This window comes from Bacillus sp. LUNF1 (assembly GCF_011008975.1).
GTDB classification, from domain to species: Bacteria; Bacillota; Bacilli; order Bacillales; family Bacillaceae; genus Bacillus; species Bacillus velezensis.
In genome coordinates this window covers 1,283,532-1,309,639 of sequence record NZ_CP048876.1, presented here as the reverse complement: position 1 = coordinate 1,309,639, position 26,108 = coordinate 1,283,532, and the positions used below count along the sequence as shown (strand labels likewise).

The window sequence follows — 26,108 nt, the reverse complement described above, 5'->3', positions numbered from 1 at the left end:
CATGACCAATGAATTTGCCATCCCCCGTTCTGTAGAATGGAAAGAAACCTACATTCGCATTTTAAATCAGCAAAAGCTTCCCGACGTCACTGAATATGCGGAACTTGAAACAAAGGAAGATGTATTCGACGCGATTGTCACGCTGAAAGTAAGGGGCGCCCCGGCCATCGGTATAACCGCGGCGTTCGGGCTCGCGCTCTCCGCCAAGTCGTTTGAAGCCCGCGACCTTTCAGATTTTCGACGTCAGTTCGCCGACGTCAAAGCGTATTTAAACAGTTCAAGGCCCACTGCCGTCAACCTCGCGTGGGCGCTTGACAGACTGACGGATTCCATCAGGGATGCGATCTCAATCAATGAAGCGAAGACAACGCTCGTCCATGAAGCCATTCAAATTCAGATTGAGGATGAAGAAACATGCCGTATGATCGGCCAAAATGCGCTGCACCTTTTTAAAAAAGGCGACCAGATCATGACCATCTGCAATGCGGGCTCGATCGCCACAAGCCGGTACGGTACGGCGCTTGCTCCCTTTTACTTAGCAAAACAAAAAGACCTCGGCCTTCATATCTACGCATGTGAAACAAGACCCGTTCTCCAAGGATCACGGCTGACGGCGTGGGAGCTGATGCAGGGCGGAATTGATGTCACGCTCATTACCGACAGCATGGCCGCCCATACAATGAAGGAAAAACATATTTCTGCGGTCATTGTCGGCGCTGACAGAATTGCAAAAAACGGTGATACGGCCAACAAAATCGGAACGTACGGCCTCGCTATTTTGGCAAACGCCTTTCAAATTCCGTTTTTTGTGGCCGCACCGCTTTCGACATTTGACTTGCAGATTGAAAACGGCGATCAGATTCCGATTGAAGAAAGAGATCCGGATGAAGTCAGACAGATCTCCGGCATACGCACCGCTCCCGAGGATGTGCCGGTCTTCAATCCGGCCTTTGACATCACACCGGGCAGCCTGATTTCCGGCATTATAACCGAGAAAGGAATTGTGACCGGTTCTTACACGGAAGAAATTGAACAATTATTCGCTGACTGCCAGCTGAGCTGAAAAACCGCTGATGATGTTGCCTCAGGCAATGTCAGCGGTTTTTTTGTCTGCACAATGTAATCACTTCATCTTTTTGGACGGCTGTAATGAGATGCATTTTAAAAAACAGCTCTGCATAACCGGCTATCTTTTGCGGACGGCTCATTTTCATCAGGCTTCGTCCTCCTTTTTCATCAGACCAACTTTTTTCACTTAATAAAATGATATGTCGGACGTGAAAAAACGGAACGTGCCATACGCTTTATTTTTCTTTATAGGATATTTGTTCGATGTTCAGCAGCACCGCTTTTACATCCGTCTTCGTGCCAGCGTATCCCGTTAAGGCGCTGTTTTTGCCGATTACCCGATGGCACGGGATCAAAATCGGCAGCCGGTTTCGTTTATTGGCTTGTCCGATGGCGCGCACCGCTTTCGGTTTTCCGATCGCTTCAGCCATATCGCCGTAGCTTCGGGATTCCCCGTAAGGAATCATCGTCAGCGCGTTCCATACCCTTTCCTGAAAGGGTGTGCCTTTTTGTCTCAGAGGCAGAGAGAATTGCTTTCTTTCTCCTGAAAAATATGCTGTCAGCTGCTGTTTCGCCTCCGACAGCAAAGCGGTTTCGCACGGCTTTACGCCGGGCGCGCCTTTCCGCCATTTCTCAAACTCTTCCCCGGTGAGAAACAGGCCGGTAATAAAGCTCTCTTCCTCTGTTACGATGACGGTTCCAAACGGCGCTTTCACACTTGTAAAACAGATCATTCCCCGCTCCTTCTTTCTTCCGTATTCTGCCGGACCGGAAGCGTCAAATGAAAAACCGTGCCCTTCCCTTCTTCACTTTCCACATGAATGCGGCCCTGATGCTCTTCGATGATTTTATAACTGACCATGAGGCCGAGGCCCGTTCCCCTGTCTTTTGTCGTGTAAAATGGTTCACCCAGACGTTTTAATTTGTCTTCGGAAATGCCTGTTCCTTCATCTTGAATAGAAATCAAAATGTGGTCTTGATCAGAAGACTGAATGGTCACGTAGATATTGCCGCCGCCCGGCATGACTTCAATTGCGTTTTTTAAAATATTGATAAACACCTGTTTTAATTGATTCGGTTCACAGTAAATCGGCGGGATGTTTCCGGTCAGGTTCAGATGGATCTGCACATTAACAAGATTGGCCTGGGCATTCAAAAGATCAGCCGTGTCTTTCATAATCTGCGTCACGTCTTTTTCTTCATATAATATCGCCTGAGGTTTCGCTAAAATTAAAAATTCAGTGATGATAGACTCGATGCGTTTTAATTCTGAGGTAATGACGTTAAAGTACAGAGAATATTCACCTTCAATGCTTCCTTGAAGAAGCTGAATGAACCCTTTCAGCGCCGTCATCGGGTTTCTGATTTCGTGGGCGATACCCGCCGCCAGCTCCCCTACAACATGAAGAGTGTCGGATTTCCGCAGCCTCTCTTCAAGCTCTTTGGCCTCTGTGACATCTTTAAAGATGGCCAGATTCATATTTTGAATGATATTTCTTTTGAAGGAGAATTCCAGTTTGCGGCTGTCGCTGCTGCTTAACAGGAAGGGGATTTCATTATCCATTCCTTCTAAATCAATCTTTCTGGCGGGAACACCCGCGTTTTCAATATCAAATAAAGAAAGAATATCCGGAACGGTGTACGCTCTCAGCTCCTCATCCGGCATACCGAGTATACGGCTTGCGAGAGGATTCGCGTCAATAATGCGGAATTGGTTGTCAAATAAGACCTTGCCGTCCATTGAGCCGTTGAATACTTTTCTGAATTTCAGCTCGCTTTCCCGCAATTCTTTTTCCATCCGCTTACGATCACTGACATTTCTTAAAATGGTTAAATGCTGACCTTCAAGTATGGTTCGTTTTGATGTGAACTCAAGCTCTTTAAATTGGCCGTTTGCCATCTGAAACAGCATTTCTTCACGGATTTCTCCGTATTTTTCATATTTCTTCTTAATCTGCTTGTATTTTTTCTGCGGATCAACGATAAACGTACATAAATTCCGCTCCACCAGCTTATCCATCGGCAGTTCGAAAATGCGGCACGCCGATTCGTTTGCTTTGGCAATCTTTCCGTCATCAGACCAAATGACAATCGCGTCCATGGCGTTTTCAAAAATTTCGCGGAATCGCTCTTCGCTTTTAAAGAGTTTCAATTCCATCAACCGTTTCTCTGTTATGTCTCTCATAATAGACATGTAGAACCCGCTGATTAAGTTGGACGTAATCGTAAATTCAAACAGCTTCTCTTCGCCGGACCGAAGCTTGACAGGCAGTTCTCCTTTGGCGTTTCCTTTTCTGCGGAGGGTTTCCCAGATTTCTTTCAGATGCTTTTTGTTTTCTCCGTCGGTAAAATGGCGGAGCGACAGATGGGACAATTCATTCTGGCCGATCTCAAAGCTTTTGCAAAAAGAGAGGTTCGCATCAATAAACCCGCCGTCCTTATCAAACAGCACGATGCCGTCGACAGCCCTGTCAAACAAATCTTTAAACAGCTGCTCGTTCATGGAGAATTCGCGCTCTAATATTTTTTTAGAGGAGATATCCCTCATCACCACAAAAAAATAATCCTCCCCAATTCCGTCTCTGGCGAGGAATTCAATGTATTTCGTCGCGCCGCTGTCAAGCTTAATCGGCACCTCTTTCCACAGATGGCCTTTTTTTAAAAACTTTTTCACGGCCTTATTCAGTTCTTCCTGAGGCACGGAATATAAAAAATCCAGGACGGAGCGGTTAATGAGGCTCTCTGCCTCAATCTGCATCATCCGGGCCGCAGCCTCGTTCGCCTGGACGATTTTCATTTCCTTACGGCATATAAAAATGGCATCAAGCGTGTTATTCATAATCACGTGATACCGGTTCAAATCACTCTTCAGGCGGTCATTTTCCTCTTTCATCCGCTTCAGCTGCTCTTTCAGCGACTCTTTTGTTTGCAAATCCAGAGTTTCAGCCATTCAGTACACTCCTTCTTCAAAAACCTATCCTTCAATATTTCTACAAAATACCTCATCTTCCTTCATTCGCCCTATACATTTCAGAAAATTTCAATGATATGACAAGTTAAAGTCTTTTTCTACGATCCTTACCTCCCCATTACATCATCCTAACAATCCCTTTTGTCCTCCTTCAATTTTTTATTTTTTATTTTAAAATGAACAACAACAGGAAATAATCATGCAGTGGATGATTTTTGAAGAGAAGGTGATGCTATGACAAAATCGCGAGACAGTTACTTTGACAACGCCAAGTTTATCTTGATTTTTCTGGTGGTGTTCGGCCATATCCTCCGGTCATTTATTAACGGAAATGAGTTTATGCTCCATCTCTACAAATTCATTTATACTTTTCATATGCCGGCCTTTATCCTGGTTTCCGGCTATTTCGCAAAAAACTTTAAGCGGAAAGGTTATGTGAAGAAGCTGGCTGTGAAGCTGATTATTCCGTACTTGATTTTTCAGGGCATTTACTCAGTTTTTTACTATTTGATTCAGGATGAAAGCATGGCAAGCGTCAATCCGATTGATCCGCAGTGGTCTCTCTGGTTTTTAGTCAGCTTATTCTTTTGGAATCTGCTACTTTATCCCTTTACGAAGCTGCCGAAAATGTGGGCGCTTGGGGCGAGCTGCGGGCTTGCCGTCATGATCGGGTATCTTGATTTTATCAGCAGCACACTGAGTCTTTCACGGACGTTTGTCTTTCTTCCGATGTTTCTCGTCGGGTTTTATTTAAAGAAACAGCACTTTGATTTGCTTCGGGCTAAAAGAGGCAGGCAGATTGCCGCGGGCGTACTGGGGATTGTTTTCCTCTTATGCTGGTGTATTGATTTTGATTACTCGTGGCTGTTCGGATCGGAGCCTTATTCTACATTCGGCACAGTGTCGCTGTTGAGCGGTCTGTCGCGCATCGGCTGGTATGTTTTGGCCTTTGCCGCCACTTTCAGCTTTTTAGCGCTCGTTCCGCAAAGGCGTTATTTCTTTACGAAATGGGGTACGAGAACGTTTTACGTGTATCTGCTGCATGGATTCATTATAAAAACGCTGCGGCAGATCGGGCTTGAAGATCACTTGTCTGATTATCAGAATTTAGTCATGCTCTTAATTTTAACGGCCGCTCTTACGTCCATTCTCTCCAGCAATGCGGTGAAAACGGCCGCACAGCCGTTTATTGAGCTGCGGATAACCGGTTTGCTTGAAGCGGTGAAAGGAACAAGAAACGGTGCTTATTTGAAATAATGCAAATACCTCTTAAGCGTTGCCGCCTAAGAGGTATTTTTTATTGTTTGCCGTCTTCTTTTTTCTTTGGCTTCGTCTGTTCAAGCGTTTCAATCCATTTTCCGGCGTTATAATCACCGAGCTCGCTTGCAAACTCTTCTTCAAGCAATTTAGGGTCCATCGGCTTTTTATGGTTTTGCATGTCTTTGCTGTGGCGGTTTTTTTTCGTCATGTTACTCGCCTCCTTGTTTGCCGTGTTTTGATTTGCGGTTTGCGCCTCTCAGTCCGGGATCACCGTCATATTGTGTTTTGTATGCATCTTTGTCCATGCTCTCAGTCGGTGTGTTGTTGTTGGTCAAAGCTTCATTCTTTGCTGCTTTGCGTTTCATTTGATTTCCTCCTTCTGTCAGCAAATCTGTTTTGAATTCATCAAGCATTTCTTTCAAGTCGCGCACTGTCACGTTTTTGGCCTCATCAATGAGTTCATAGCCGATCTGTCCGTTCGGCTCAAGCAGCACATATTTAAAATCTTGAATGTCTCCGAGGCCTTCCTGCCTGATCCTCATTGACAGCTGAGCTTCGGTAAAACGCATTTTTTTTAAGTTTTCCGGGATGATTTTTCCGTTTCTGACAACGGCGACGGTTTTTCCTGAAAATAAAAACTCAAAAAAACTTGATTTGATTTCTAAATATTCCATCAGGATTAATACCGCAATAAAAATCGCCGCCGCGAAAATGGTTTCCCATAAATTATGTTCAATAAACGGCTGAATAATAATCGAGCCGATCGAAATCATGATGACTGTCTGGGTCACCGACAGCTGGCTGATTGATTTCCGTCCGGCAATCCGCAATAAAAAGGTACCGACCGCTATCATAATTACCGACTTCCAAAATACGGCAAACAATGACGTCACCTCTTTACAAGTAGAATCTCCAAAAAAACTGTTTCCACACATCCATTTTACGGCAATAAAAAACACCGCTTTCTGAAAAGCGGTGTCAGCCGATAATCATTCTTTCCTTCGGATAGTGATAATTTGCTTCGATTTCTTTTCGGCCGATCAAATAAAGGAACGTCAAAATGCCGATCCGGCCGATAAACATCACAATCATGATCACGCATTTTCCGATGTCGCTTAAATGCGGAGTAATCCCAAGCGACAGGCCGGTCGTTCCAAATGCGGAACACACTTCAAAAAGCAGTCCGAGGAGCGTCTGATTTTTCTCCGTCACGGACAGAATCAGCGTCGATCCGAACACGAGCAAAATCGCCATCATCGTGACGACCAGCGACTTCATGACATCAGCCTGATGAAGCTCGCGTTTAAAGACCTTGACCGCTTTATTCCCCCGGGCAAAATGAAACAGGGCAAGCAGGTTAAGCGCAAATGTCGTCGTACGGATTCCGCCGCCGACCGAGCTCGGTGATGCGCCGATAAACATGAGGGCACAGATGAAAAATAATGTCGGCGCCGACAGCTGGCTGATATCAATTGTCGCAAGCCCGCCGCTTCGCGTAGCGGTTGATTGAAAGAGACATAAAAATAAAACATCATGCCAGCTTTTCCCCTTCATGACATGGCTTGCTTCAAGCGCGTAAATGCCCACGGCTCCGAACAAAACGAGCATTCCGAACGTAACGGTCGTAATTTTCGTAAACAGCGTGAATGAGTATCTGCGCTGTTTTGAAAACAAAAAGTCTTTTACTTCTACGAGCACCGGAAAACCGATCGCACCGAAAATAATCAGAAGCATCGTAATAAACTGCACGAAATAGTCATGTCTGAACGGGACGAGTGAATTTCCCGTAATATCAAAACCGCCGTTTGTCGTGGCGCTGACGCTCGCAAAGAATCCGTGCAAGTACGCCTGTTCAAACGAATCATAATACGTTAAAAAATATGTTCCTAAGATGATGCCGCCTAAAAACTCGATTAATAAAATCAAAAACAGCACTTGCTTCATCAGGTTGACGATACCGGAAAACTGCGATTGATTCTGATCCACCATGATGAGCTTCCGTTCCCGCAGACCGATCCGTTTGCCCATAATGAGCCAGACGAATGTTCCGAGCGTCATGATGCCGATTCCGCCGAATTGAAGCACGAAAGCCAAAATGACAATCCCGGCCGTGCTGAATGTATCAGCCGTGTTGACGACCGTTAAACCGGTGACACTGACTGAGCTGACAGCCGTAAACAGCGCGTCTATAAACGACCAGCTGGCCCCTTGTTTGTGGGCGGCCGGCAGACTTAGCAAAATAAATGCCACCGTTACAGCAAGAAAATAATATAATGCAATCAGCTGTGCAGGCGACAAGATCTGTATGAATTTCTTCAGTTTTAATTTCATAAGATAGTTCCTTCTGCCTCTCAAATGTAGTACGTAATTATTCTAATGATATTGGGAGAATTTTTAAAGGTCTTTTTAGAAAGATTTTTCATTACCTTATGTAATTTGCCGATCTTTAAACAAAAAACCTCTGAAACGATTGTCAGAGGTTTTGTTGATTATTTTGCTTCCAGCCTGCGGATGCGCTCATCGAGATCAGGGTGTGTGGAGAACAGTGACGAATGCTTTTTGCCGTTAATTTTTAACGTCTGCACCGCCGTCTGGTCCTCTTCATTCACATGTCCTGTATAAGACTTCAGCGTACGCAGGGCGTGAATCATTTTATCCTTGCCGGCAAGGTCTGCACCGCCGCGGTCAGCGTGAAATTCTCTATGACGCGAGTAGGCGAAGACGACAAGACTGCCGAGAATGGAAAAGATAATCTGAAACACGATCATCGCGATAAAGTGAACGACCGGCGCGAGGTCTTCTTTGACAAAGCGGCTTGCAACCCATGCCGCGATTCGGGAAAGGAATACGACGAACGTATTGACGATTCCCTGCAGCAGCGTCATCGTGACCATATCACCGTTTGTGATGTGTGCGACTTCATGGGCAAGAACCCCTTCCACCGCAGCATCATCCATCTGTTGCAATAAACCTGAAGAAACCGCGACAAGCGAACGGCGCTTAGAAGGCCCGGTCGCAAAAGCATTGACCTCCGGGGAATGATAAATGCCGACTTCAGGCATTTTCGTCATCCCTGCGGCACGGGACAATCTGTGCACACGGTCAACCAATTGCTGTTCTTCATAGCTGAGCGACTGTTTCTTCGGATTTAACACCCGGACGCCCATCATCGTTTTGGCCATCCATCTGGACATTCCGAGAGAAATAAAAGAACCGACAAAACCGACGACAAGACTGAACACGAGCAATGCCATCAGATCAATGCGCCCATTTTGAATATATGAGCCGACACCGGTAACGCTTGTAATAATCGTAAGCACAATTCCGATTGTCGTAATGACCAAAAGGTTCGTTAAAATAAACAGAAATATTCTTTTCGCCATAATTACCTCCGTCTTTTTTAAGATCAAAAGAACTTATTTACTTAAATTATAAATGATCTGTTTGAAAATGCAACAATTTCGACGTATGATGTTAATGTAATTCTCATTGATATTAGAAAGTAACACGTAATCAATCAGAGGTGAACCATGAACACGTTTAAACTGACCCGAACTGATATGGTCCGGCTTCTTTACGCGTTAAAAGGCCAAGGAGACGCAACCCCTCTCCAAATCTTATTGCAATCAGCGGATATGACCTTGGATGAAGCGGAAAGCCGTCTGCATATCCCTGAATTTCTGACGAGATTCGAACGAAAAAAAGAGAAAAAGGAATACGGGCTTTCAACTAACGAGATTGTCGAGCTGGGAAATCTGTGCGAGCTGACGTCTTTAAAATCAACCGCCGTCCAAAACTGGGTGAAGCGCGATATTAAAGATTTAATCGGCCACCCCTTACTCGGCAAAAAATATACAATTGAACAAGCTGTCATCCTTCTCATTGTACGTGATTTAAAATCAATTTATGACTTCGAACATATACGCGGCATATTAAAAATCGCTTTTAACACGATAACAGACAGATCAGATGACGTCATCAGCCCGATCAGCTACTATGAAAGCTGCGCCCAAGTGATTGATTATCTTCATCATAAGGCAAACCCGCCGATGAAGGAAACGAGCCTGCAGGAGCTCGTCGAAGAGCAGACGGACAAGCTCAAAGGCTGCTTTAAAGAACTCGGAAACGGACAATGGAACGATATCAGATCCATAATCGCCGTCACGGTGCTCTCCGTTTTGACTTTCCATATTCAAGCCTCAGCCTACAAAATGATCAGCCATTTATTATAATTCATAACGCTTCTTCGCCCCGGTGTCTGCGCCGGGTTTTTTTGCTGTACAACAATTGCCAGCATAATCAATACCGTTCCGTTTGAAACTAAAATGCGAAAACACATCTTGCCAGAGAAAAGGAGATGAAAAAGATGGCGAGCAGAAATAAACTCTTAGTTCCAGGGGCTGAGCAGGCTCTTGACCAATTTAAATACGAAGTGGCTCAAGAATTCGGCGTGAACCTTAGCTCTGATACAGCAGCACGCGCAAACGGCTCTGTAGGCGGGGAAATGACAAAACGTCTTGTACAGCAGGCTCAATCACAATTAAACGGGAAAAATCAATAATGCAGCTTATTCGCCGGGACTTCTCGGCGAATTTTGATATTTATCGGCATTCTCCTTTCCGTGCCGGTAGCCGTTCGGATTCCTCCGGTCTGACGAATCTTCATGATGCCGATAGGATTCCCAATGTTCATTGCGATCATGATTCCAGTAATGATTGTAATACTTTTGCTTAGGCTCTTTGTCATTTCCGTTTTCCTGAGGATTTTGTGTTGGGGGCTGCTCTGTTTCCCCATCTTGTTCCTTCTGTGTGTTTTCCTCTGATCCGGAAGCTGCATTTTTTTCGGTTTGCTGATTGCCGTCCTGACTGTCCGGCTTCGCTTCTTCCGTACCGGGCGTTGTTTCATTGTTTCCCGGCTTCTCTGCTGCCTTTTCTTCATCAGGAGCTGTCTTTTCATCAGCCGCCGGCTTGTCTGTGTCCGGCTGCTCGCTTTGATCAGCGTCTGTTTCGGTATCTTTTTGATCTGTTTCATTGCCGTCGGTTTGCTTTTCAGGCTGTTTTTCTTCTGTTTTCTTTTCGTTTCTTCTTATGTAGCTGCCTGTTGACATCCCTTCCTGTTTTGCTTTTTCTCTTGTTTCCATATCAGATTCAAGCGATTGGACCTGGTAGGTGCCCTTATATTTTTCAGTCATGTCGGCCAGCTGTTTTTTAACGCCTTTTTTATATGTATTGTCATCTGTATTTTCATAAACCGTGGAAATTAAAATCTCTTTTGATTCCTTTACATATCCATGCTTGCTGCAATCGGTAATAATATTACTGATGACTTCCTTAAAATCGCTGCTTTTCCAATCTCCAATGTCACTGATGACCTGTTTGGCGTCATGGTTCAGCGGTGTCAGTTCAATGACTTCATATTTGCTGTTTAAAGCCATTTCAATGCTGGGATTAATGTCAAGCGTCATATACGCGTAAGCTTTGTTATCAGAAAAAACCGGGAGCAAAATTAAAATAAACAAAATAATAGCAGTCATCGTAAACACTCCCAATTTAAAAGGGCGCAGTTTCAGAAAATCAAAAAAGCTGGCCCTTCTTCCCATACGCGTTTCGCCTTCGAACGTAATTTCCTCTCCGATTTCACAAGTGCGGTGATCATTTTTTGTTTTTAAAAATTGTCCGTCAGGGGTTAGCAACGTGACGAATTTTTTATTTTTCTCTACTATGATCCCTCTTCTCATGAGTGCAACACCCCTTTAAGATAATCTTTTAAATAAATATAATCACCGGTAATAATAATACTCATGGCGATGATATATTTTCGGTTCCGTTCGATCGTTTTTCTGCTGACCGACACGAGCTGCTCCAACTGTTTGACAGGAAGCTGTTTTTTCTGGTGCAAAATGGACGCCAGCTCTTCATTTTCAACAAGCGTGTAGGCTACCTTAATCGCATTCTGCCTCGCATCTGTATGCTTCGGCGATTGTTCCAGCAGCTCTTTAAAAGACAGGCCGTATTCTTTCAGCTGCTTCTGAAAAAAAAGAATTTCTTCCCGGCGCTGTTCCTGTTCTATCTGTTTGCGGTATTCATCAATGGAAAGCTCCGCTTCGATAAGGCTCTGCGAAGATTCCTGGTCGTCGCCTTCCTGCACATCCATATTGATATGCTGAGCGGTTCTTGCTTCTTTTCTGATATAGTCTATCACTTTTCTTTTTATAATCAGCTCTGCAAATGCAAGCAGCGAATTACCTTTTTCAGCCGAATACTTTTCAATGGCTTCGTTAAAAGCGATCAGCCCGATGCTGAATTCGTCGTCTTTTTCATCTATATATCGTTTACAAACGGATGAAACCGTCTTCGCGATAAAAGGCTTATATTGCTGTATTAAATCGTTCTGCAGATCTTTGTCGCCTTTTTGTATTTTTTCAACAGATGTTTCAAGCGTTTGCTTCTTTTTTCCCAATTTAAACAAAAGGCTAAGCACTGGTTTCACCTCAGTTCCTCCCTATAACTACTCATAATCATAGCTAATTTAGTAGGGATTCGCAAAGGAAGAAAAAGAGAAATCGATTTCATTTGTCTCAATTATGACAAGCCAATAAGACGTACTATACATGATTTCGTGCCCCCATGCAGAATTAAGGGGGTTTTCTCTGTGTTTTTTGTAACAATGCTGTTATAAAATTGTTATCATATGTCTTAAATGTAAGCGTTTCAAACAAAAAAGGGAACCTGCTTTTTAAAAAGCCAGACTCCCTTTTTGATCATTTTACGCGTGTTCTCTTTTTTCCGATTCCGCGCCAGACTCTATTTGTTTTGCTCCTGACATAAACCATCCGCAAACCGCAATGGCAGCCAGAACCGCCCAGAAAATGATTTTCCAGGCCGCCGAATGGATGACATCTGCCGGAATGATACCGAGTTCCTCATGGGCCAATGTATAAAGAGCGAGCTTCACGCCTACCCATCCGACAATTACAAATGCCGCCGTTTCAAGGCCCGGCCTTGTTTTCAGTAAGGATACGAACATTGATGCCGCAAAACGCATAATGATTAAACCGATTACGCCGCCGGCTAAAATAACGAGAAACTGACCGCCGTCCAAGCCGCCGATGGCAGGAAGCTGTGTTCCCGGGAGCGTTACGGCAAGCGCGACCGCCGCTAAAATGGAGTCAACGGCAAAAGCGATGTCCGCGAGCTCCACTTTCAAGACAGTCTGCCAAAACCCGCTTTCTTTCTGCGTTTTCTGACCGTTGTTATCTTTAAATACATACCGCTTCAGCAAATGGCTGACCGCAATGTAAAACAGATATAAAGCGCCGACGGCCTGGACCTGCCAAACATTCACCAGAAAAGAAATGGCGAACAGCGACCCGAAACGCAAAATAAATGCGCCCGCCAATCCGTAAAATAAAGCCTTCTTCCTTTGTTTTTCAGGAAGATGCTTCACCATCACAGCCATCACCAGCGCGTTATCCGCCGCCAAAATCCCTTCCAGCCCGATTAAAACGAGAAGAACCCATCCGTACTCCAATAATAATGCAAAGTCCAATCCATTCCCTCCGTTTCTTTTTTCTATCATCCGAGCTTATACCGGCGGTTTTTTACGCAAAAAAGACCTTTGCCGATATAAGGCAAAGGTCTTGCTAGACATGAATGATTGGCATGCCAACAAAGCCGATGGATATGATCCATGAATTGACGACTTTGTTTCCGGAATATCCGGACGCTACTCCCCTTTGGGATTTCAAGAAATATTTGTTTATACGCTCATGATAAAGCCTGTTTCATCATTTGTCAACGCTTAACTTTTTTAACAAATTGAGAAATTTTTTCTGTTTTGGCCCGCTGTTTTCTTCTCTTTAAAAACATCCAAAGAATGAGAAGCAACACAATGAATATACCGAGCGGCAGCATATATTGATCGAGAATGGAACCGACGCTTTTCCAATTTTCCCCGAGTTTCATTCCGAGGTATACGTAAGCAAATGTAATCGGCAGCATCGCTGCATATGTATATAGAGAGAACACCCAGACATTCATCTTCGCAATGCCGCACGGCAAAGAAATCAGCGTCCTGACCCCCGGTATAAAACGGCCGCTGAACGCGACCAAACCTCCGTGCTTCTGAAAGAAATCATCTGATTTCTGCAGGGATTCGGGTTTTATCCATATATACTTTCCATATTTCAGCAAAAACGGCCGACCGCCCAGCCTGCCGATTCCATATAAGACAAGCGGACCTGAAACACCGCCGAGCGAACCGGCAAACACGGTCCCGGCAAGCGTCATATCCCCTTTTGAGACCCAATAGCCCGCAAGCGGAAGAACAATTTCCGCCGGGATGAATTCTATACTGAGCGCCAAAAAAATCCCGGCGTAAGATAAGCTTTTAAACGCCTCTATTATTGATATGATGAAATCTTCGATGATCTATCACTCCCGGCTTACGTCTATATTCCGAAACTTAAGAATGATTTTAACACAAAACCTTGAGTCTGAAATATCTTTAAGACATGCCCGTTATAAATGTGAGTCGTTTCAGATCGGTAAAGCGGGAGGGAATGACAAGCGCAATACAACGTCCCGCCTGTCTCCTGATTGCTTGTCTGGCGGCGGTTATATCACTGAAGTTCTCCGGAAAAATCACCCCTCGCGATAAGCGGCGGCTGACCGCGGATTCAGTTCATATGGGAGCGGGAAATTTTCTCAGTCACTACATGGGAATGCGGGGCATTTCCCGGGGAATGATTTTGGATAATCTTTTTGATTACCGCTGATGATTTTCAGGGACTTCAGCGCTTTAAAGAATTTATCGATTCACTGATTGTAAATAGAGAATGCGACGCGAAAAAACGATGAATAAGAATGCGATGACCATTGTCGCCTGAGGAAATGGAACAGCCGCTCCATGAAGCGCCGCATCACCCATAAGTTGCTACACATGGAACGGACCCGTTTATCCACAATAAAGACAAAAAGGAGTTTTTATTCATGCACACGATGTGGAAGGGTTCGATCAGTTTCGGTCTCGTCAATATCCCGGTCAAGCTCTTTGCGGCCACTGAAGATAAAGATATAAAATTCCGCAGTCTTCATAAAGAAGACCATGCGCCGATTAAATACGAAAAAATCTGCACCGGATGTGAAAAAAGTCTGGAACCTGATGAAATCGTGAAAGGCTATGAGTATGTAAAAGGGAAATACGTCATTATGACAGACGAAGACTTGAAAGACGTAAAACAGGAACATGAAGAAAAAGCGGTTGAGATTGTTGACTTTGTCCAGCTGCAGGAAATTGATCCGATTTATTTTAACCGGTCGTATTATGTCGGGCCGGGAGATAACGGCACAAAAGCCTATACACTTCTGCGGGAAGCGCTGAGAACGACGGGTAAAATCGGGATTGCCTCCATTACGATCCGCTCTAAACAGCAGCTTGCGATTCTTCGCGTGTATGACAACTGCATCGTGATGGAATCCATTCATTATCCGGATGAAGTCAGAAATGCCGGACATGTGCCGGGCGTTCCCGAGCAGACAGCCGTTAATGAAAAAGAGCTGCAGACGGCGATTACGTTAATTAATGAGCTGACAACCGAGTTTGACCCGGAACAATACGAAGACACATACCGGAAAGCCCTTCTCGCTAAAATTAACGATAAGCTCGAACATGAAGAAGCGGGCGTGACACCGGCTGCTGCCGGCCCGCGCGAAGATGTCATCGATCTTGTCAGCGCGCTTCAGGCAAGCATTGACCGGACGAAGCGGCCGGATCGCGAACAGGCTGCACCGGCGCGGACAAAAGACGCCGCGTCAGCAGGCGGCGGAGGCAAAAAGCAGAAGACGACCAGACAAAAAGCCGGAACGTCTTAATCATGGTGCTGACGATGCAGCCGATTTTGACCTCTGTACCGCCTGAAGGCAGTGAGTGGCGCTATGAGGTAAAGTATGACGGATTCCGCTGTCTTCTCCGCATAGACGAAAGCGGCGTTACATTAACCAGCAGAAACGGACAGACGCTGACGAATCAATTTCCGGAAATCACGGCTTTTGCGGCCCGGTGTTTTCAGCACATGAAAGACAGGTTCCCCATTACGCTTGACGGAGAGCTTGTCTATTTAATCAATCCGTACAGAGCGGACTTTGAGCATCTTCAAATCCGCGGACGTTTAAAACGGAAGGAAGCAATTGAAAGCACCGCTGATAGACGGCCGTGCCGCTTTCTGGCATTTGATCTCCTCGTTCTGGAAGGCGCCGGCACCGTCTCATTACCGTATGTGAAACGGAAACGCGCCCTTTCCAAACTGCTTAAAGAAGCAAATCTTCCCGCCTGCCCTCATCACTTAGCGGAAGAAGCGATTCAATACATTCCGGAACACACTGACTTTGATGCGCTTTGGGACAAGGTCGTCCGCCATGACGGAGAAGGTATCGTAGCAAAAAGGGCTTCCAGCGGCTGGGCGGAAAATAAACGCTCTCCCGACTGGCAGAAGTATAAACATATGAAAACGGCACATGTGCTATTAACCGGGTTTAACCCGAAGAACGGGTATGTAACGGCCTCTGTTTTAAAAGACGGCACCGCCGTCCCGATCGCTTCCGTTTCCCACGGCATGCAGGCGGAAGAAAAAAACGCCGTCAGAACCATTATGGAGACCCACGGAAAAAAACAAAAAAGCGGCGAGTATACACTTGAGCCTTCTATCTGCATGACCGTGCAGTATTTAACCATATTGCAGGACACGCTGCGTGAAGTATCTTTTGTGTCTTTTCAGTTTGAAATGGATTGGACGGAATGCACGTATCAGCAGCTTATCCTTCACTCTAAAACGCTGCCGCCGAAGCTGCAGTTCACAAGCCTGGATAAGATTGTTTTTAAAAAACGTGAAAAAACGAAAGCAGATTTCCTTAGTTATATGGTGAAAATGAGCGATTTTCTTATGCCCTTTCTTAAAGATCGGGCCGTCACGGTGATCCGTTATCCGCACGGCGCGCCCGGCGAATCTTTTTTTCAAAAAAACAAACCGGACTACACGCCGGACTTTGTCTCAAGCGTGTTTGACGGGAGCCATGAGCACATCGTATGCAGCAGCATACCGTCACTTTTATGGCTGGCTAATCAGCTGGCGCTTGAATTTCACGTTCCGTTTCAGACAGTGCATTCCGAAAGGCCCGCAGAGATTGTCATTGACCTTGATCCCCCGTCAAGGAATGATTTCCCTATGGCTGTGGAGGCTGCGCATGTGCTGAAACAGCTGTTTGACTCATTCAGCATTACGTCATTCCCGAAGCTCTCCGGAAATAAGGGCATCCAGCTTTACATCCCGCTTTCACCGGAAGCATTCACCTATGAAGAAACCCGTGCGTTCACAATGCTCATCGCCGATTATTGCGTCAGGACGCGGCCGGATCTTTTTACGACAGAGCGGTTTATCAAAAACCGAAACGGCAGGCTCTACCTAGATTATTTGCAGCATGCCGAAGGGAAAACCATTATCGCCCCCTATTCGACCCGGGGCAACGAATTGGGAACGGTTGCGGCTCCCCTTTATTGGAGCGAAGTCAACTCCTCTTTAACACCTGATGATTATACGATCGATACAGTAGTGAACCGCGTCAGGACAGAGGGAGATCCGTTTTATGATTTTTACCGGAATCCGCAGGACGGCCCGCTTTCAATCGTGCTTGAGCAAATCAAGAGAAAGAGCTGACGCTTTTTGTCAGCTCTTTTCAGTCTGATACGTGCACATCAATTTTTCTTTGGAAATAAATAAATAGCAGGAGTAAGGAATGTTTTTGAGGGTGAGCTGTTTTGCAGTAAAGTATAAAATGGGAATATGGGCCGCTTTCTTAAACAGCCTGTAGCAGCCGCTGGACGGTTTTATCACATCAAAACCGAGTCTCGCCGCTCCTTTATGAAGCATTGTAATGCCGACGACTCCCTTAATCTCGTCTTTCCGTTTATGCTGGTTAATATAATCCGCTAAATGAGGCATGGATTGATATACCTTCTGATATAGCATAATCCCCCTTCTGACCGCGCTTTCAATAGGCTGCAGCTCTTTCAGGAGTTTGACATTATGAAGATGAATCTTAACTAACACGTCGTTTTTTTTAATTCTGGTTCCGTCGCTCAGGATGACTTCTTTTCCTTTATATCTAGTCAAACGGACGCGGAATACATTCGATTGCCGTTTATCAATCAGCGTCAGCCGGGTAAAGAAGAAATAAAGCGGATCAAGTAAGTACCATATAGACAGCAGACAGCTTCTCACATGTTCACCTTCTTTATATTCAAAGCACCCTCATATTTTGGCATGGGGCATGTCACATTATGATTGGTAAATAATGATGCCGACCTGTATCAGCTTATGCAAAAACCGCTTCAGGCTCTACTGTCCGGAACAGAAAAAAAAAACACTCTTCGTGAAGAAGAGTGTCTGTATCCGCTTTCTTTTAACGGAAAAGCAAATGCTGGCTGTGAATTCCCGCTTTTTTCAGTAGGGCTATCAGCTGTTCCTGTTCCTCAGGCATAAGTCCTGAAAACGCTCTCGCAATTCTCAATGAATGAATCGGATAAATTTTATCCAAATACTCGTTTCCTTTATCAGTTAAATGGGCGTAAACAGAACGTTTGTCCTTCGGGTCTTGTTCTCTGACCAAAAACCCGTTTCTTTCAAGCTTGTCGATGACATAGGTGACATTCCCGCTGACAAGCAAAAGACGCGACCCGATTTGCTGAAGCTTTTGCGGTCCTCTCGTATAGAGCAGCTCCAAAACGGCAAATTCAGTCGGATTAAAACCGTGTTCTTTACTGTCTCGGATGCTGTGTTCAGACACACTCTTGAAAGCCCTTGCAAAAACTTTGTACAAATTCATCGAACGCATCACTTCTTCTTCGTTAAATGATAATCTCATCATATCTACCCCGTATTTAAGATTTTTATAAAAAAATAATGTAAACCCTTACAATTCATAAGAGTCGTTCTTTGTTTTATATTCTATTCGTGCCGTTTTTCAGAATTCCTTCTTTTTTATATAAAAAAATACCCTTATACATCATTTAATTTGTATAAGGGTTCCGTTCTTTATAGGGAATGTTCCGAAAAAAATACGCGTATTCCTTTCTCAGCTCCGTAATTGTCATGGAATTGAGTATTTCTTTCGTATAGACTCCGATCTGCAGAAGCTTTTTGGAATAATGGTTTCTCTCTTTGTCCAATGCATTTTGAAGCAAACGACTCATGGCGCCCTCCTTTGTTTTCCGTTATTCTATGATCAGAATAACGCTTTTATATCAAAGACGTATAAAGCCATTGTAAAACTTCTGTAGATTATGATGTTTTTCGGTAAAGTCCGTTCTGGACGGCTCTGAGCAGCGGAAAAGCGTGTTCCCCGGCAAGCTGCATGAACGCCTCCAGCATTTCATCGCGTTTCATATCTAATTCAATGATTTCTTTTGCCAGCGAAACCGCTTTTTCTTTCTCCATTCCTATCCTTCCTCCTCATTGTGTCTGTACAGTAAGCATAAAACGGGGCACAGGAGCATGCATTAACCTTGTCAATTTTTCTGCCGCTTTTTTTCTAAAATTTTCTATTTCGCGTCAGAAAACCTGACAAGCGTCAGGTTTTTTCTCTTTTTTTCTTATATAATATGAGTAAAAGACATCCAGGGGTGGAAAAATGACGACAGACGAACAATCTTACAAAGATAAAAAAGTAATCTCGATCGGCATTGTAAGCGAATTAACCGGATTGTCAGTCAGACAGATCAGATACTATGAAGAACGGAAATTAATCTACCCGCAGCGTTCATCACGGGGAACGAGAAAGTATTCCTTCGCGGACGTTGAGCGGCTCATGGATATTGCCAACAAGCGGGAAGACGGCGTGCAGACGGCTGAGATTTTAAAAGACATGCGAAAAAAAGAACAGGCTCTCAAAAACGACCCGCAGCTCCGCAAAAAAATGCTGGAAGGACAGCTTAATGCTCATTTTAAGTATAAAAACCGCTGATAAAAAAAGTCCGCCTCCTGTGAGACGGACTTTTTTTATAAAGCATGAAGAAATGCAGTTGCAATGCCGAAATAAATTAATAAGGACAAAATATCGTTCAGCGTCGTAATCAGCGGTCCTGATGCAATCGCCGGGTCAATGTTCAGTTTATGAAGAATAATAGGGACGATCGTTCCGGCCATCGTACCGATAATCAACGTTGCAAGCAGCGATGAACCGACGACAAAACCGAGCGTTAAGTCTTTCTGCCAGACGGTTGCGACAATCGTAATCGCGATCGCACAGACGATGCCGATGTAGATACCGGTTCTTAGTTCACGGAAAATCAGTTTAAAGATGGTTTTTTTATTCATTTCTTCTTTAGCCAGTCCTCTGATGACGACGGCGAGTGACTGTGTGCCTGTATTACCCGTCGTTCCCGCGATCATCGGCATGAAAAATGCGAGGGCGACTACTTTTTGCAATGTATCTTCAAAATGATTCAGAATGCTTCCGGAAATTAATCCGATAAACAAAAGCAGAATGAGCCACGGCAAACGGCGGTACGCCGCAACGTACGCTTTCGTATCAAATGTAATCGCCTTACCGGAGGCTGCGAATTTTTCGTAATCTTCATCGGCTTCTTTAATCACGACGTCAATAATATCATCGACAGTGACAATACCGACAAGCACATGATTTTCTTCCACGATGGGAATGGCTAAAAAGTCATACCGCTGGATCAGCCGGGCGACTTCTTCCTGGTCTTGGAGCACCCCGGCCGAGATGACACGCGTAAACATGAGATCCTGCACTTTATCCTCAGGCTCGCCGAGAATTAAATCTCTGTATGAGAGCACTCCGACAAGCTGCTTGCTGTCATTAATCACGTACAAATAATTTATTGATTCTGCGATTTCTGCAAAGCTTTTCAGCTTCACAACCGCATCTTTTACTGTATAATGCTGCGGAATCCAGACGAAGCGGTTCGTCATCATCCGGCCCGCCGATTCTTGCGGATAATTCATCAAAAGCTGTACGGCCTTTGATTCCTCAGCTTCCATGCTGGATAAAAGCTGTTCTTTCAGTTCTTCATCCATCTCTTCCAGCAATGCGGCGAGATCGTCGTTATCCATTTTATTCATTGCGAGAGTGGCTTTCGTTTTACCGACTTTATGCAAAACGGCAAGCTGAAATTCCCGCTCCAGCTCTCCGATCATGTCGGTGATGTCATCAACCGTCATATATGACAGATAGCGGGCCCGGTGCTTTTCCGGCATTTCTTTAAACAAAAATGCCATATCATAGGGCTGAAGCTCATCTATCATGTTTCGGAATTCTTTTATTTTTCCGTCCCGCAATAAAATGATAATGCGTAATATGAGTTCGTCATAGGTCATGTTTTGGACCATCGGGACTCGTACCTCCTTTACGGAGACGCGCCGTCCGTCAAGGGAAGTGCGGCGGTTTGTCTCCTCATCATGTCGTCACTGGTTATCTGGCTGTATATGGGTACTTCTTCTGACATACTCGAATGGGGAGAATCCATACTCCGCACCTCCTTATCATGCTCAGTCGTGTACGTTTTGAGGCATAAAAAAAACCTTCTGATATGAAGGCGAAAACAAGCACGGCAAATAAACGTGCGGGGCCTCCAATCGTAGAGCTTTAGCACTGTATGGCATAGGACAGCCATCCAGCTGCGTTAAGAATCACCTTATGTCGATGATTCCTGTTGACCCATTGGCGTCTTTGGACATTTTTGGGCAGCAGCGTATCTCCATACAGGAGCCTCACCTAACGAAGTTCTTATTTGAATTGACACACTGAGATTACAGAAAAAAAAGGAATGTGTCAACCTTAAATTTGTGATTTCAGCACATGCCTATAAAATAAACGGAATAAAGGCATAAAGCCCTTATTCCGGCAAATCGCTTTCATCCTCTTCTGAAAGGAAATGATAGGATTCATGCAGCATGAGCGCGTACTCCCCTTCTTTTGTCGGATGCGGTACATACTCAGCCTCGTTGATATACTGCTCTTCCCTTTTCTTCATATGACAGACCTCCTGTTCAATTTTAGATTGTCCAAAAGAAGACCCGTTATCATAGGAAAAAAATCACTTGCAGAGCGGGACATGCAGCTATATTTTTCGGATCGTGAAAAAGTTCCTAAGCAGCCACGGGCCCGGTTTGAAACCGAGCGTTAATTGCCACGCGCCGATCGCCTGCAGTCCGAACTCCCGAACGAGAACCATTTTTTCACTCATGCTTCGCACATCCTCAAACCACACTTCATGCGTTCTTCCATTTTCATCAGTATACCGGAAGTAAGGGGAACGCTCCTGCTGGGAATAACGGATCACTGATTGATGCTTCATGGCCGTTTCCATGGCGCGCTGATTGGAGATGGCGGATCCGATCGTTCCCGGACGGTACGGAATCACCCAATCATACCCGTACAGCGGAACACCGAGAATCACTTTTCTTCTCGGCACCCTGTTGATAGCAAAATTGATCGTTTGCCTGACCTCTGTCAAAGGCGCCACGGGTCCCGGCTCACTGCCGGCGTGGTGCCAGTCGTACGCCATAATGAACATATAATCGACGACAGCTCCGATTCCGCCGTAATCATATCCCCTCAGCCACGGCACTGCATCACTTGTTTTCGCCGGAACCGATATCGTTAACGCGAGGTGATGCTCTGAAAGCCGGGTTTTTAACTGCCGGAGAAATCCTGTGAAGAGGTCCCTGTCAGCTTCTCTGACCCGTTCAAAATCGATATTTACACCGCCGTATCCCTTTCTTACGGTTAAGGAGACGATATTGTTGACGAGATTCGTTCTTGCCGTCGGATTTTGCATCACTTGATGGGCTAATTCCGGACTGAATCCCCCTTCTGTCAGATTCGTAATGACGGCAAGCGGGCGCACTCTGTTTTGCCATGTGGTTTCTATTGCGGTTCTGTCGTTTAAATCGTTAATGATATCTCCATTCGGGCCAAAATGATATTCAAACAAAGAAATCGCCGAAGAATACGGCGCAAAATCATTAATTAACTCTCTATCCGCTTCAGGCGTCCGAATGACATAAAATTGCAGGGTCCCCGCAAGATAGTTAGAGATATCAGGGATCTTCACTTTCATACCCGCCCGCAGCCGGTTCGGCGGAATATCCGGGTTTGCCTGCATCAGCTGCATCTGCGGCACATAAGCCTTACCTGCGATAACGGCATACGTATCATTCGGCTGAACCGTATATTCATTAAGAGGGATTAAAAGCGCCTGCCCCGGAACGATATTCGTTTCCTCAAGCCCGTTGACGCTTCTGATGCTGTCAACAGGGTATCCGTACTTTCTGCTGATGGAAAATAACGAGTCGCCAGACTGCACTGTATGAACAAACATAGATGTCCTCCGTTTCCTTTTGATCAAAAGGGCTCTACTTATCTTTATGAATGATCTTCCGGTCCGATTCCAAACACTGTTTGGAGAAAGGCTGTTTACAAAACAGACATGATCAACTATGATGATGTCATCATAAAAAACTGTATAGGAAACGCACTAGGGGTGCTGTTATCGGCTGAGATAAAACATGCGGCAGGCGTGTTTTGATCCCTTATAACCCGATCTGGATAATACCAGCGTGGGGAAGTGCAGATTGACCGGAGCGCAGGGTTTTTCCCCATGCGTTTTCGTTCTGCTGCTGCATATTCCCTCGGATATGCAGTTTTTTATTTTTCATTAAAAAACGGGGGAGGACACCGCAATATGAAACTGAATATAAACTGCCTGTAAAATCATCTCTTTCATACATACGACTATCCGATAAGAAAGCAGGAGATCACAATGAAAAATTGGAAAATGAGAGAAATTGTCGTCATGTCCGTCATCAGTGTTGTATTTGCTGTCATTTATTTAGTATCAACTCATGCAAGCAATATAGCGGCAGGATTTTTCGGCCGGATGAGCTACGAACCGATTTACGGTATCTGGTTTATCGTCTCGGTGATTGCCGCGTACATTATTCAAAAACCGGGAGCTGCTCTCGTTTCTGAAATCATCGCCGCGTTTGTGGAGTGCTTACTCGGAAATCCGTCAGGACCGATGGTGATTCTGATCGGGATCGCACAGGGAATCGGTGCGGAAGCGGTCTTTTTAGCGACACGCTGGCGGATTTATACCCTGCCCGTGCTTCTTTTATCCGGTATGGGGTCTTCTGTGACGAGCTTCATTTATGACTTGTTCGTTTCCGGATACTCTGTTTTGAATCCGGGTTTATTAGCCGTCATGCTTCTCATCCGTCTGGTCTCAGGTGCGCTTCTTGCCGGCCTTCTCGGCAAAGCGATCAGTGATGCGCTGGCTTACACAGGGGTGCTGAACGGCATGGCGCTCGGAAAACAATTCAAGAAGAAAAAGAAACAGGTGAACCAAGATGCAGGCATCTGAGCCCCTTCTATCGGCCGGCCGTCTTACCTTTTCTTATGATCAGGATGAAAAGCCGATTCTTCTAAACGTGTCCTTTCAGCTCCGCAAAGGAGAGCGGGCTTTATTGCTCGGGCCGAGCGGATGCGGCAAAAGCTCGCTCGCTCTTTGTTTAAACGGTCTGTACCCGGAAGCATGCGATGGGGTTCAATCGGGAACCGTTTCTTTATACGGAACACCTCTTTCACATCTGACAGAACCCGCCGCCAGATCCATCGGCGTCGTGTTTCAAGATCCGGACCAGCAGTTTTGCATGCTGACGGTTGAAGACGAAATCGCCTTCGGCCTGGAAAATTTGCAATATACAAAAGAAGATATGGACGCAATCATCGATGACGTTTTAGAAAAATTAGAGATCACTCATCTGAAAACGCGAACGATCGCTTCGCTGTCAGGCGGTTCAAAACAAAAAGTGGCGCTTGCCTGTATCATTGCGATGGAACCGGAACTCATTATTTTGGACGAACCGACGGCACAGCTTGATCCATATTCCGCACGTGAATTAGTGCGGCTGATCAAAGATCTTCAAGCAAAAAAAGGCTTCGGCCTTCTCGTTATCGAACATCAGCTTGATCATTGGGCGCCGTGGATGGACAGGACGATTGTCCTTGACGAAACGGGTCAGAAGGTGATGGACGGAGAGACGGACATTATCTTTGAAACAAAGATTGAAGAGCTGAAGGAGCTCGGCATTCCGATCCCGCGTGTGATCTCATTGCAGAAGCACGTCAGCATTCCTTTTACATTGTGTAAAGAAAAGCTGTTTCACGAACCTGCACCATCTCTGCCCGAACACCGGCCCGCCGCGCTTTCGGCAGAAGACGCGCTGAGCGTTCACGAGCTGTCATTCTCAAGAGGAGCAGACGTCATTTTTCAGGATGTGAGCTTTTCCGTAAAAAAAGGTTCAATCACCGCGATTGCCGGCCCTAACGGAACAGGAAAATCCACGCTCCTTTCTGCCGCGGCCAAGCTCATCCGTCCGCTGAGCGGAGACATCAAAATAGACGGCAGACCGATTGATTCCTATTCTGAAAAAGAGCTGCGGCGGCTGATCGGATATGTTTTCCAAAATCCTGAACACCAGTTTGTCACAGATTCCGTCATTCAAGAGCTGATGTTCGGTTTTGAAAGCAGCAGAGCCGCAAAGGAGAAAGCTCTTCAGCTGTTAACCCGATTCGGCCTGAGACGCCATGCCTCACAGCATCCGTTTTCTTTAAGCCAAGGACAAAAACGCAGGCTCAGCGTCGCGACGATGCTTATGCACAATGTGAACGTTTTGATGCTTGATGAACCGACTTTCGGACAGGATGCCAAAACGGCGCGGGAGTGTATGCAAATGCTCCGTGAGATTCAAAAGGAAGGAACGGCTGTTTTAATGGTGACACACGATATGGAACTCGTCTCAGATTATGCCGACACGATCCTTGTGCTCTGCGGCACGAAACTGGTATTCCGGGGAACTCCCGACGCTTTGTTTTCTGATAACACCGGGATCGCCGAGCAGGCGCATTTGGCTTTGCCGCTGCGGTATGAATGGATGAAACACGACAGGAGGCGGAGAAATGAACTTGCGGCTGGAGGCTGTTAACCCGTCAATAAAGGCGGCGGCTGTATTGTTATGCGTCATTATGCTGTCGTTTATTTATAATCCGTACACCCCTGCTTTATTTTATATCATCATTGCGGGAGGCGTCCTCTCGGCGGGGCGTGTGCCGCTGAAAAAATGGCTGCTGTTCACGATTCCGTTTGTCATTCTGGCCTTCGGTTCTTTATGGACAGCCGCCGTATTCGGAAACATCCCGACAACCGGAAGCAACCTGCTGTTTAAGCTCGGGCCGATTGCCGTCAACAGTGATAACGCGGCGCTCGGGATTTCTATCGCGTTTCGTATTTTATGTTTTTCCGCTTTGTCGATGATGTTTCTTTTCACAACCGATCCGATTCTGTTCATGCTCAGTCTGATTCAGCAGTGTAAGCTGCCGCCCAAGCTTGCATACGGCGTTATCGCGGGGTTCCGGTTTCTCCCTCTTCTGAAAGATGAAATCCTGATCATCCGGCAGGCGCACAGAATCAGGGGCGCGGCGTCTGATTCCGGGCTGAAAGGAAAGCTCTCCGCCGTCAGGCGCTTCACCATTCCGCTATTGGCAGGCGCAATCAGAAAGGCGGAACGCACGGCGATCGCGATGGAATCTAAAGGCTTTACGGGGAGCCGAAACCGCACGTTTTACAGAACTGTTACTGTGCGCCGCGCCGACTGGTGCTTTTTCCTGCTCGTGCTTCTGTTATTCGGCGCAAGCTGGCTCATTTCATTGTTGTTTATATAAAAACAGGC

General features: G+C 45.6%; 28 protein-coding genes and 2 riboswitches. Of the genes, 11 read left to right on the top strand and 17 right to left on the bottom strand.

What is annotated here, in order from left to right; all coding sequences use genetic code 11:
• The first annotated feature begins 1 nt into the window (after position 1).
• The gene (gene mtnA / locus G4O42_RS06800) at positions 2-1,063 is read left to right on the top strand and encodes an S-methyl-5-thioribose-1-phosphate isomerase (RefSeq protein WP_007610944.1); all 1,062 of its coding nucleotides are present in this window, start codon (positions 2-4) and stop codon (positions 1,061-1,063) included.
• Positions 1,064-1,304: 241 nt separating this feature from the next.
• On the opposite strand, the gene G4O42_RS06795 is transcribed toward mtnA, so the two are convergent.
• Both G4O42_RS06795 and G4O42_RS06790 read right to left on the bottom strand, forming a co-directional pair.
• Entirely contained in the window at positions 1,305-1,802 is a 498-nt protein-coding gene (locus G4O42_RS06795; protein WP_032874695.1) for a methylated-DNA--[protein]-cysteine S-methyltransferase, read from the bottom strand.
• Positions 1,799-4,018: a PAS domain-containing sensor histidine kinase gene (locus tag G4O42_RS06790; protein WP_032874693.1), complete on the bottom strand. Its 2,220-nt coding sequence runs from the start codon at positions 4,016-4,018 to the stop codon at positions 1,799-1,801. Before G4O42_RS06790 ends, G4O42_RS06795 begins: the two co-directional genes overlap by 4 nt.
• Before the next feature lie 255 nt (positions 4,019-4,273).
• Between G4O42_RS06790 and G4O42_RS06785 the strand changes: the two genes are divergently transcribed.
• Complete coding sequence (locus G4O42_RS06785) at positions 4,274-5,296, top strand: acyltransferase family protein (RefSeq protein WP_032874691.1); 1,023 nt, start codon at positions 4,274-4,276, stop codon at positions 5,294-5,296.
• 40 nt (positions 5,297-5,336) lie between these two features.
• On the opposite strand, the gene G4O42_RS06780 is transcribed toward G4O42_RS06785, so the two are convergent.
• The 4 genes from G4O42_RS06780 to htpX all read right to left on the bottom strand — a co-directional run bounded on the left by G4O42_RS06780 (position 5,337) and on the right by htpX (position 8,682).
• Entirely contained in the window at positions 5,337-5,507 is a 171-nt protein-coding gene (locus G4O42_RS06780) for a hypothetical protein (RefSeq protein ID WP_007610936.1), read from the bottom strand.
• Position 5,508: 1 nt separating this feature from the next.
• Entirely contained in the window at positions 5,509-6,183 is a 675-nt protein-coding gene (locus G4O42_RS06775) for a DUF421 domain-containing protein (RefSeq protein ID WP_032874689.1), read from the bottom strand.
• Positions 6,184-6,277: 94 nt separating this feature from the next.
• Positions 6,278-7,630 carry a TrkH family potassium uptake protein gene (locus G4O42_RS06770; RefSeq protein ID WP_007610933.1) on the bottom strand — a complete coding sequence of 451 codons (1,353 nt, stop codon included), beginning with the start codon at positions 7,628-7,630 and terminating at the stop codon, positions 6,278-6,280.
• Between the two features lie 158 nt (positions 7,631-7,788).
• Positions 7,789-8,682, bottom strand: a complete 894-nt coding sequence (gene htpX, locus G4O42_RS06765; protein WP_007407207.1) for a protease HtpX — start codon at positions 8,680-8,682, stop codon at positions 7,789-7,791.
• 147 nt (positions 8,683-8,829) lie between these two features.
• Between htpX and G4O42_RS06760 the strand changes: the two genes are divergently transcribed.
• Positions 8,830-9,531 carry a DUF1836 domain-containing protein gene (locus G4O42_RS06760; protein WP_032874687.1) on the top strand — a complete coding sequence of 234 codons (702 nt, stop codon included), beginning with the start codon at positions 8,830-8,832 and terminating at the stop codon, positions 9,529-9,531.
• 134 nt (positions 9,532-9,665) lie between these two features.
• Positions 9,666-9,860 (top strand): alpha/beta-type small acid-soluble spore protein, encoded by a 195-nt coding sequence (locus G4O42_RS06755; RefSeq protein WP_003154717.1) that lies wholly within the window; start codon positions 9,666-9,668, stop codon positions 9,858-9,860.
• A 6-nt stretch (positions 9,861-9,866) separates the two neighbouring features.
• Here G4O42_RS06755 and G4O42_RS06750 read toward each other — a convergent pair whose 3' ends face one another.
• From G4O42_RS06750 to G4O42_RS06735, 4 genes are all read right to left on the bottom strand, one after another.
• Complete coding sequence (locus tag G4O42_RS06750) at positions 9,867-11,036, bottom strand: anti-sigma factor domain-containing protein (protein ID WP_014417566.1); 1,170 nt, start codon at positions 11,034-11,036, stop codon at positions 9,867-9,869.
• Positions 11,033-11,788 carry an RNA polymerase sigma factor SigI gene (gene sigI / locus G4O42_RS06745; RefSeq protein WP_003154719.1) on the bottom strand — a complete coding sequence of 252 codons (756 nt, stop codon included), beginning with the start codon at positions 11,786-11,788 and terminating at the stop codon, positions 11,033-11,035. Before sigI ends, G4O42_RS06750 begins: the two co-directional genes overlap by 4 nt.
• A gap of 276 nt (positions 11,789-12,064) precedes the next feature.
• A complete protein-coding gene (locus G4O42_RS06740) occupies positions 12,065-12,847 on the bottom strand; it encodes a TerC family protein (RefSeq protein ID WP_032874684.1) in 783 nt (260 codons plus the stop codon).
• Positions 12,848-13,092: 245 nt separating this feature from the next.
• Positions 13,093-13,728: a DedA family protein gene (locus G4O42_RS06735; protein ID WP_369878818.1), complete on the bottom strand. Its 636-nt coding sequence runs from the start codon at positions 13,726-13,728 to the stop codon at positions 13,093-13,095.
• A gap of 131 nt (positions 13,729-13,859) precedes the next feature.
• Here G4O42_RS06735 and G4O42_RS19815 point away from each other — a divergent pair, with 131 nt between their 5' ends.
• The 3 genes from G4O42_RS19815 (at position 13,860) to G4O42_RS06725 (ending at position 17,009) form a co-directional block, all read left to right on the top strand.
• Complete coding sequence (locus G4O42_RS19815; protein ID WP_032874683.1) at positions 13,860-14,075, top strand: hypothetical protein; 216 nt, start codon at positions 13,860-13,862, stop codon at positions 14,073-14,075.
• Between the two features lie 214 nt (positions 14,076-14,289).
• Positions 14,290-15,171 carry a non-homologous end joining protein Ku gene (ku, locus tag G4O42_RS06730; protein ID WP_007610913.1) on the top strand — a complete coding sequence of 294 codons (882 nt, stop codon included), beginning with the start codon at positions 14,290-14,292 and terminating at the stop codon, positions 15,169-15,171.
• A gap of 2 nt (positions 15,172-15,173) precedes the next feature.
• Positions 15,174-17,009, top strand: coding sequence for a DNA ligase D (locus G4O42_RS06725; protein WP_032874681.1), 1,836 nt, complete (start codon positions 15,174-15,176; stop codon positions 17,007-17,009).
• A 9-nt stretch (positions 17,010-17,018) separates the two neighbouring features.
• Here the strand turns inward: G4O42_RS06725 and G4O42_RS06720 are convergent, their stop codons facing one another.
• From G4O42_RS06720 to G4O42_RS06705, 4 genes are all read right to left on the bottom strand, one after another.
• Complete coding sequence (locus tag G4O42_RS06720) at positions 17,019-17,573, bottom strand: YkoP family protein (RefSeq protein WP_007407215.1); 555 nt, start codon at positions 17,571-17,573, stop codon at positions 17,019-17,021.
• 181 nt (positions 17,574-17,754) lie between these two features.
• A complete protein-coding gene (locus G4O42_RS06715) occupies positions 17,755-18,219 on the bottom strand; it encodes a MarR family winged helix-turn-helix transcriptional regulator (protein WP_007610911.1) in 465 nt (154 codons plus the stop codon).
• Positions 18,220-18,361: 142 nt separating this feature from the next.
• On the bottom strand, positions 18,362-18,544 hold the full coding sequence (gene fbpA / locus G4O42_RS06710) for a Fur-regulated basic protein FbpA (RefSeq protein WP_003154731.1): 183 nt from the start codon (positions 18,542-18,544) through the stop codon (positions 18,362-18,364).
• An 88-nt stretch (positions 18,545-18,632) separates the two neighbouring features.
• Positions 18,633-18,788, bottom strand: a complete 156-nt coding sequence (locus tag G4O42_RS06705; RefSeq protein WP_003154733.1) for a hypothetical protein — start codon at positions 18,786-18,788, stop codon at positions 18,633-18,635.
• A gap of 193 nt (positions 18,789-18,981) precedes the next feature.
• On the opposite strand from G4O42_RS06705, the gene G4O42_RS06700 reads away from it, so the two are divergent.
• Positions 18,982-19,314 carry a MerR family transcriptional regulator gene (locus tag G4O42_RS06700; RefSeq protein ID WP_003154734.1) on the top strand — a complete coding sequence of 111 codons (333 nt, stop codon included), beginning with the start codon at positions 18,982-18,984 and terminating at the stop codon, positions 19,312-19,314.
• Positions 19,315-19,349: 35 nt separating this feature from the next.
• On the opposite strand, the gene mgtE is transcribed toward G4O42_RS06700, so the two are convergent.
• The 3 genes from mgtE to G4O42_RS06680 form a co-directional block, all read right to left on the bottom strand.
• Positions 19,350-20,705: a magnesium transporter gene (gene mgtE / locus G4O42_RS06695; RefSeq protein ID WP_032874679.1), complete on the bottom strand. Its 1,356-nt coding sequence runs from the start codon at positions 20,703-20,705 to the stop codon at positions 19,350-19,352.
• Positions 20,706-20,939: 234 nt separating this feature from the next.
• Positions 20,940-21,105, bottom strand: a riboswitch (M-box (ykoK) riboswitch).
• Between the two features lie 106 nt (positions 21,106-21,211).
• The gene (locus G4O42_RS06685; RefSeq protein WP_003154740.1) at positions 21,212-21,349 is read right to left on the bottom strand and encodes a transcriptional regulator SplA domain-containing protein; all 138 of its coding nucleotides are present in this window, start codon (positions 21,347-21,349) and stop codon (positions 21,212-21,214) included.
• Between the two features lie 87 nt (positions 21,350-21,436).
• Positions 21,437-22,699, bottom strand: coding sequence for a glycoside hydrolase family 18 protein (locus G4O42_RS06680; RefSeq protein ID WP_032874678.1), 1,263 nt, complete (start codon positions 22,697-22,699; stop codon positions 21,437-21,439).
• Positions 22,700-22,847: 148 nt separating this feature from the next.
• Positions 22,848-22,961: riboswitch (TPP riboswitch) on the top strand.
• 179 nt (positions 22,962-23,140) lie between these two features.
• Between G4O42_RS06680 and G4O42_RS06675 the strand changes: the two genes are divergently transcribed.
• The 3 genes from G4O42_RS06675 to G4O42_RS06665 are packed head-to-tail and all read left to right on the top strand — an operon-like array spanning position 23,141 to position 26,100.
• On the top strand, positions 23,141-23,740 hold the full coding sequence (locus G4O42_RS06675) for an ECF transporter S component (protein ID WP_032874674.1): 600 nt from the start codon (positions 23,141-23,143) through the stop codon (positions 23,738-23,740).
• Positions 23,727-25,364, top strand: a complete 1,638-nt coding sequence (locus G4O42_RS06670; RefSeq protein WP_032874672.1) for an ABC transporter ATP-binding protein — start codon at positions 23,727-23,729, stop codon at positions 25,362-25,364. Before G4O42_RS06675 ends, G4O42_RS06670 begins: the two co-directional genes overlap by 14 nt.
• Positions 25,339-26,100 (top strand): energy-coupling factor transporter transmembrane component T family protein, encoded by a 762-nt coding sequence (locus G4O42_RS06665; protein WP_032874670.1) that lies wholly within the window; start codon positions 25,339-25,341, stop codon positions 26,098-26,100. The genes G4O42_RS06670 and G4O42_RS06665 overlap by 26 nt, the downstream gene beginning before the upstream one ends.
• Positions 26,101-26,108 lie beyond the last annotated feature (8 nt).

Bases quoted from the DNA above. Each gene is read 5' to 3' on its own strand.
- G4O42_RS06760 (WP_032874687.1), top strand. From the start codon at position 8,830: ATGAACACGTTTAAACTGACCCGAACTGATATGGTCCGGCTTCTTTAC.
- G4O42_RS06750 (WP_014417566.1), bottom strand. From the start codon at position 11,036: ATGAGAAGAGGGATCATAGTAGAGAAAAATAAAAAATTCGTCACGTTG.
- G4O42_RS06780 (WP_007610936.1), bottom strand. From the start codon at position 5,507: ATGACGAAAAAAAACCGCCACAGCAAAGACATGCAAAACCATAAAAAG.
- G4O42_RS06670 (WP_032874672.1), top strand. From the start codon at position 23,727: ATGCAGGCATCTGAGCCCCTTCTATCGGCCGGCCGTCTTACCTTTTCT.
- G4O42_RS06705 (WP_003154733.1), bottom strand. From the start codon at position 18,788: ATGGAGAAAGAAAAAGCGGTTTCGCTGGCAAAAGAAATCATTGAATTA.
- ku (WP_007610913.1), top strand. From the start codon at position 14,290: ATGCACACGATGTGGAAGGGTTCGATCAGTTTCGGTCTCGTCAATATC.
- fbpA (WP_003154731.1), bottom strand. From the start codon at position 18,544: ATGAGTCGTTTGCTTCAAAATGCATTGGACAAAGAGAGAAACCATTAT.
- G4O42_RS06665 (WP_032874670.1), top strand. From the start codon at position 25,339: ATGAACTTGCGGCTGGAGGCTGTTAACCCGTCAATAAAGGCGGCGGCT.
- mgtE (WP_032874679.1), bottom strand. From the start codon at position 20,705: ATGGTCCAAAACATGACCTATGACGAACTCATATTACGCATTATCATT.
- G4O42_RS06755 (WP_003154717.1), top strand. From the start codon at position 9,666: ATGGCGAGCAGAAATAAACTCTTAGTTCCAGGGGCTGAGCAGGCTCTT.
- G4O42_RS06675 (WP_032874674.1), top strand. From the start codon at position 23,141: ATGAAAAATTGGAAAATGAGAGAAATTGTCGTCATGTCCGTCATCAGT.
- G4O42_RS06685 (WP_003154740.1), bottom strand. From the start codon at position 21,349: ATGAAGAAAAGGGAAGAGCAGTATATCAACGAGGCTGAGTATGTACCG.
- G4O42_RS06795 (WP_032874695.1), bottom strand. From the start codon at position 1,802: ATGATCTGTTTTACAAGTGTGAAAGCGCCGTTTGGAACCGTCATCGTA.
- mtnA (WP_007610944.1), top strand. From the start codon at position 2: ATGACCAATGAATTTGCCATCCCCCGTTCTGTAGAATGGAAAGAAACC.
- G4O42_RS19815 (WP_032874683.1), top strand. From the start codon at position 13,860: ATGACAAGCGCAATACAACGTCCCGCCTGTCTCCTGATTGCTTGTCTG.
- G4O42_RS06700 (WP_003154734.1), top strand. From the start codon at position 18,982: ATGACGACAGACGAACAATCTTACAAAGATAAAAAAGTAATCTCGATC.
- G4O42_RS06770 (WP_007610933.1), bottom strand. From the start codon at position 7,630: ATGAAATTAAAACTGAAGAAATTCATACAGATCTTGTCGCCTGCACAG.
- G4O42_RS06790 (WP_032874693.1), bottom strand. From the start codon at position 4,018: ATGGCTGAAACTCTGGATTTGCAAACAAAAGAGTCGCTGAAAGAGCAG.
- G4O42_RS06725 (WP_032874681.1), top strand. From the start codon at position 15,174: ATGGTGCTGACGATGCAGCCGATTTTGACCTCTGTACCGCCTGAAGGC.
- htpX (WP_007407207.1), bottom strand. From the start codon at position 8,682: ATGGCGAAAAGAATATTTCTGTTTATTTTAACGAACCTTTTGGTCATT.
- G4O42_RS06785 (WP_032874691.1), top strand. From the start codon at position 4,274: ATGACAAAATCGCGAGACAGTTACTTTGACAACGCCAAGTTTATCTTG.
- G4O42_RS06715 (WP_007610911.1), bottom strand. From the start codon at position 18,219: ATGATGAGATTATCATTTAACGAAGAAGAAGTGATGCGTTCGATGAAT.
- G4O42_RS06680 (WP_032874678.1), bottom strand. From the start codon at position 22,699: ATGTTTGTTCATACAGTGCAGTCTGGCGACTCGTTATTTTCCATCAGC.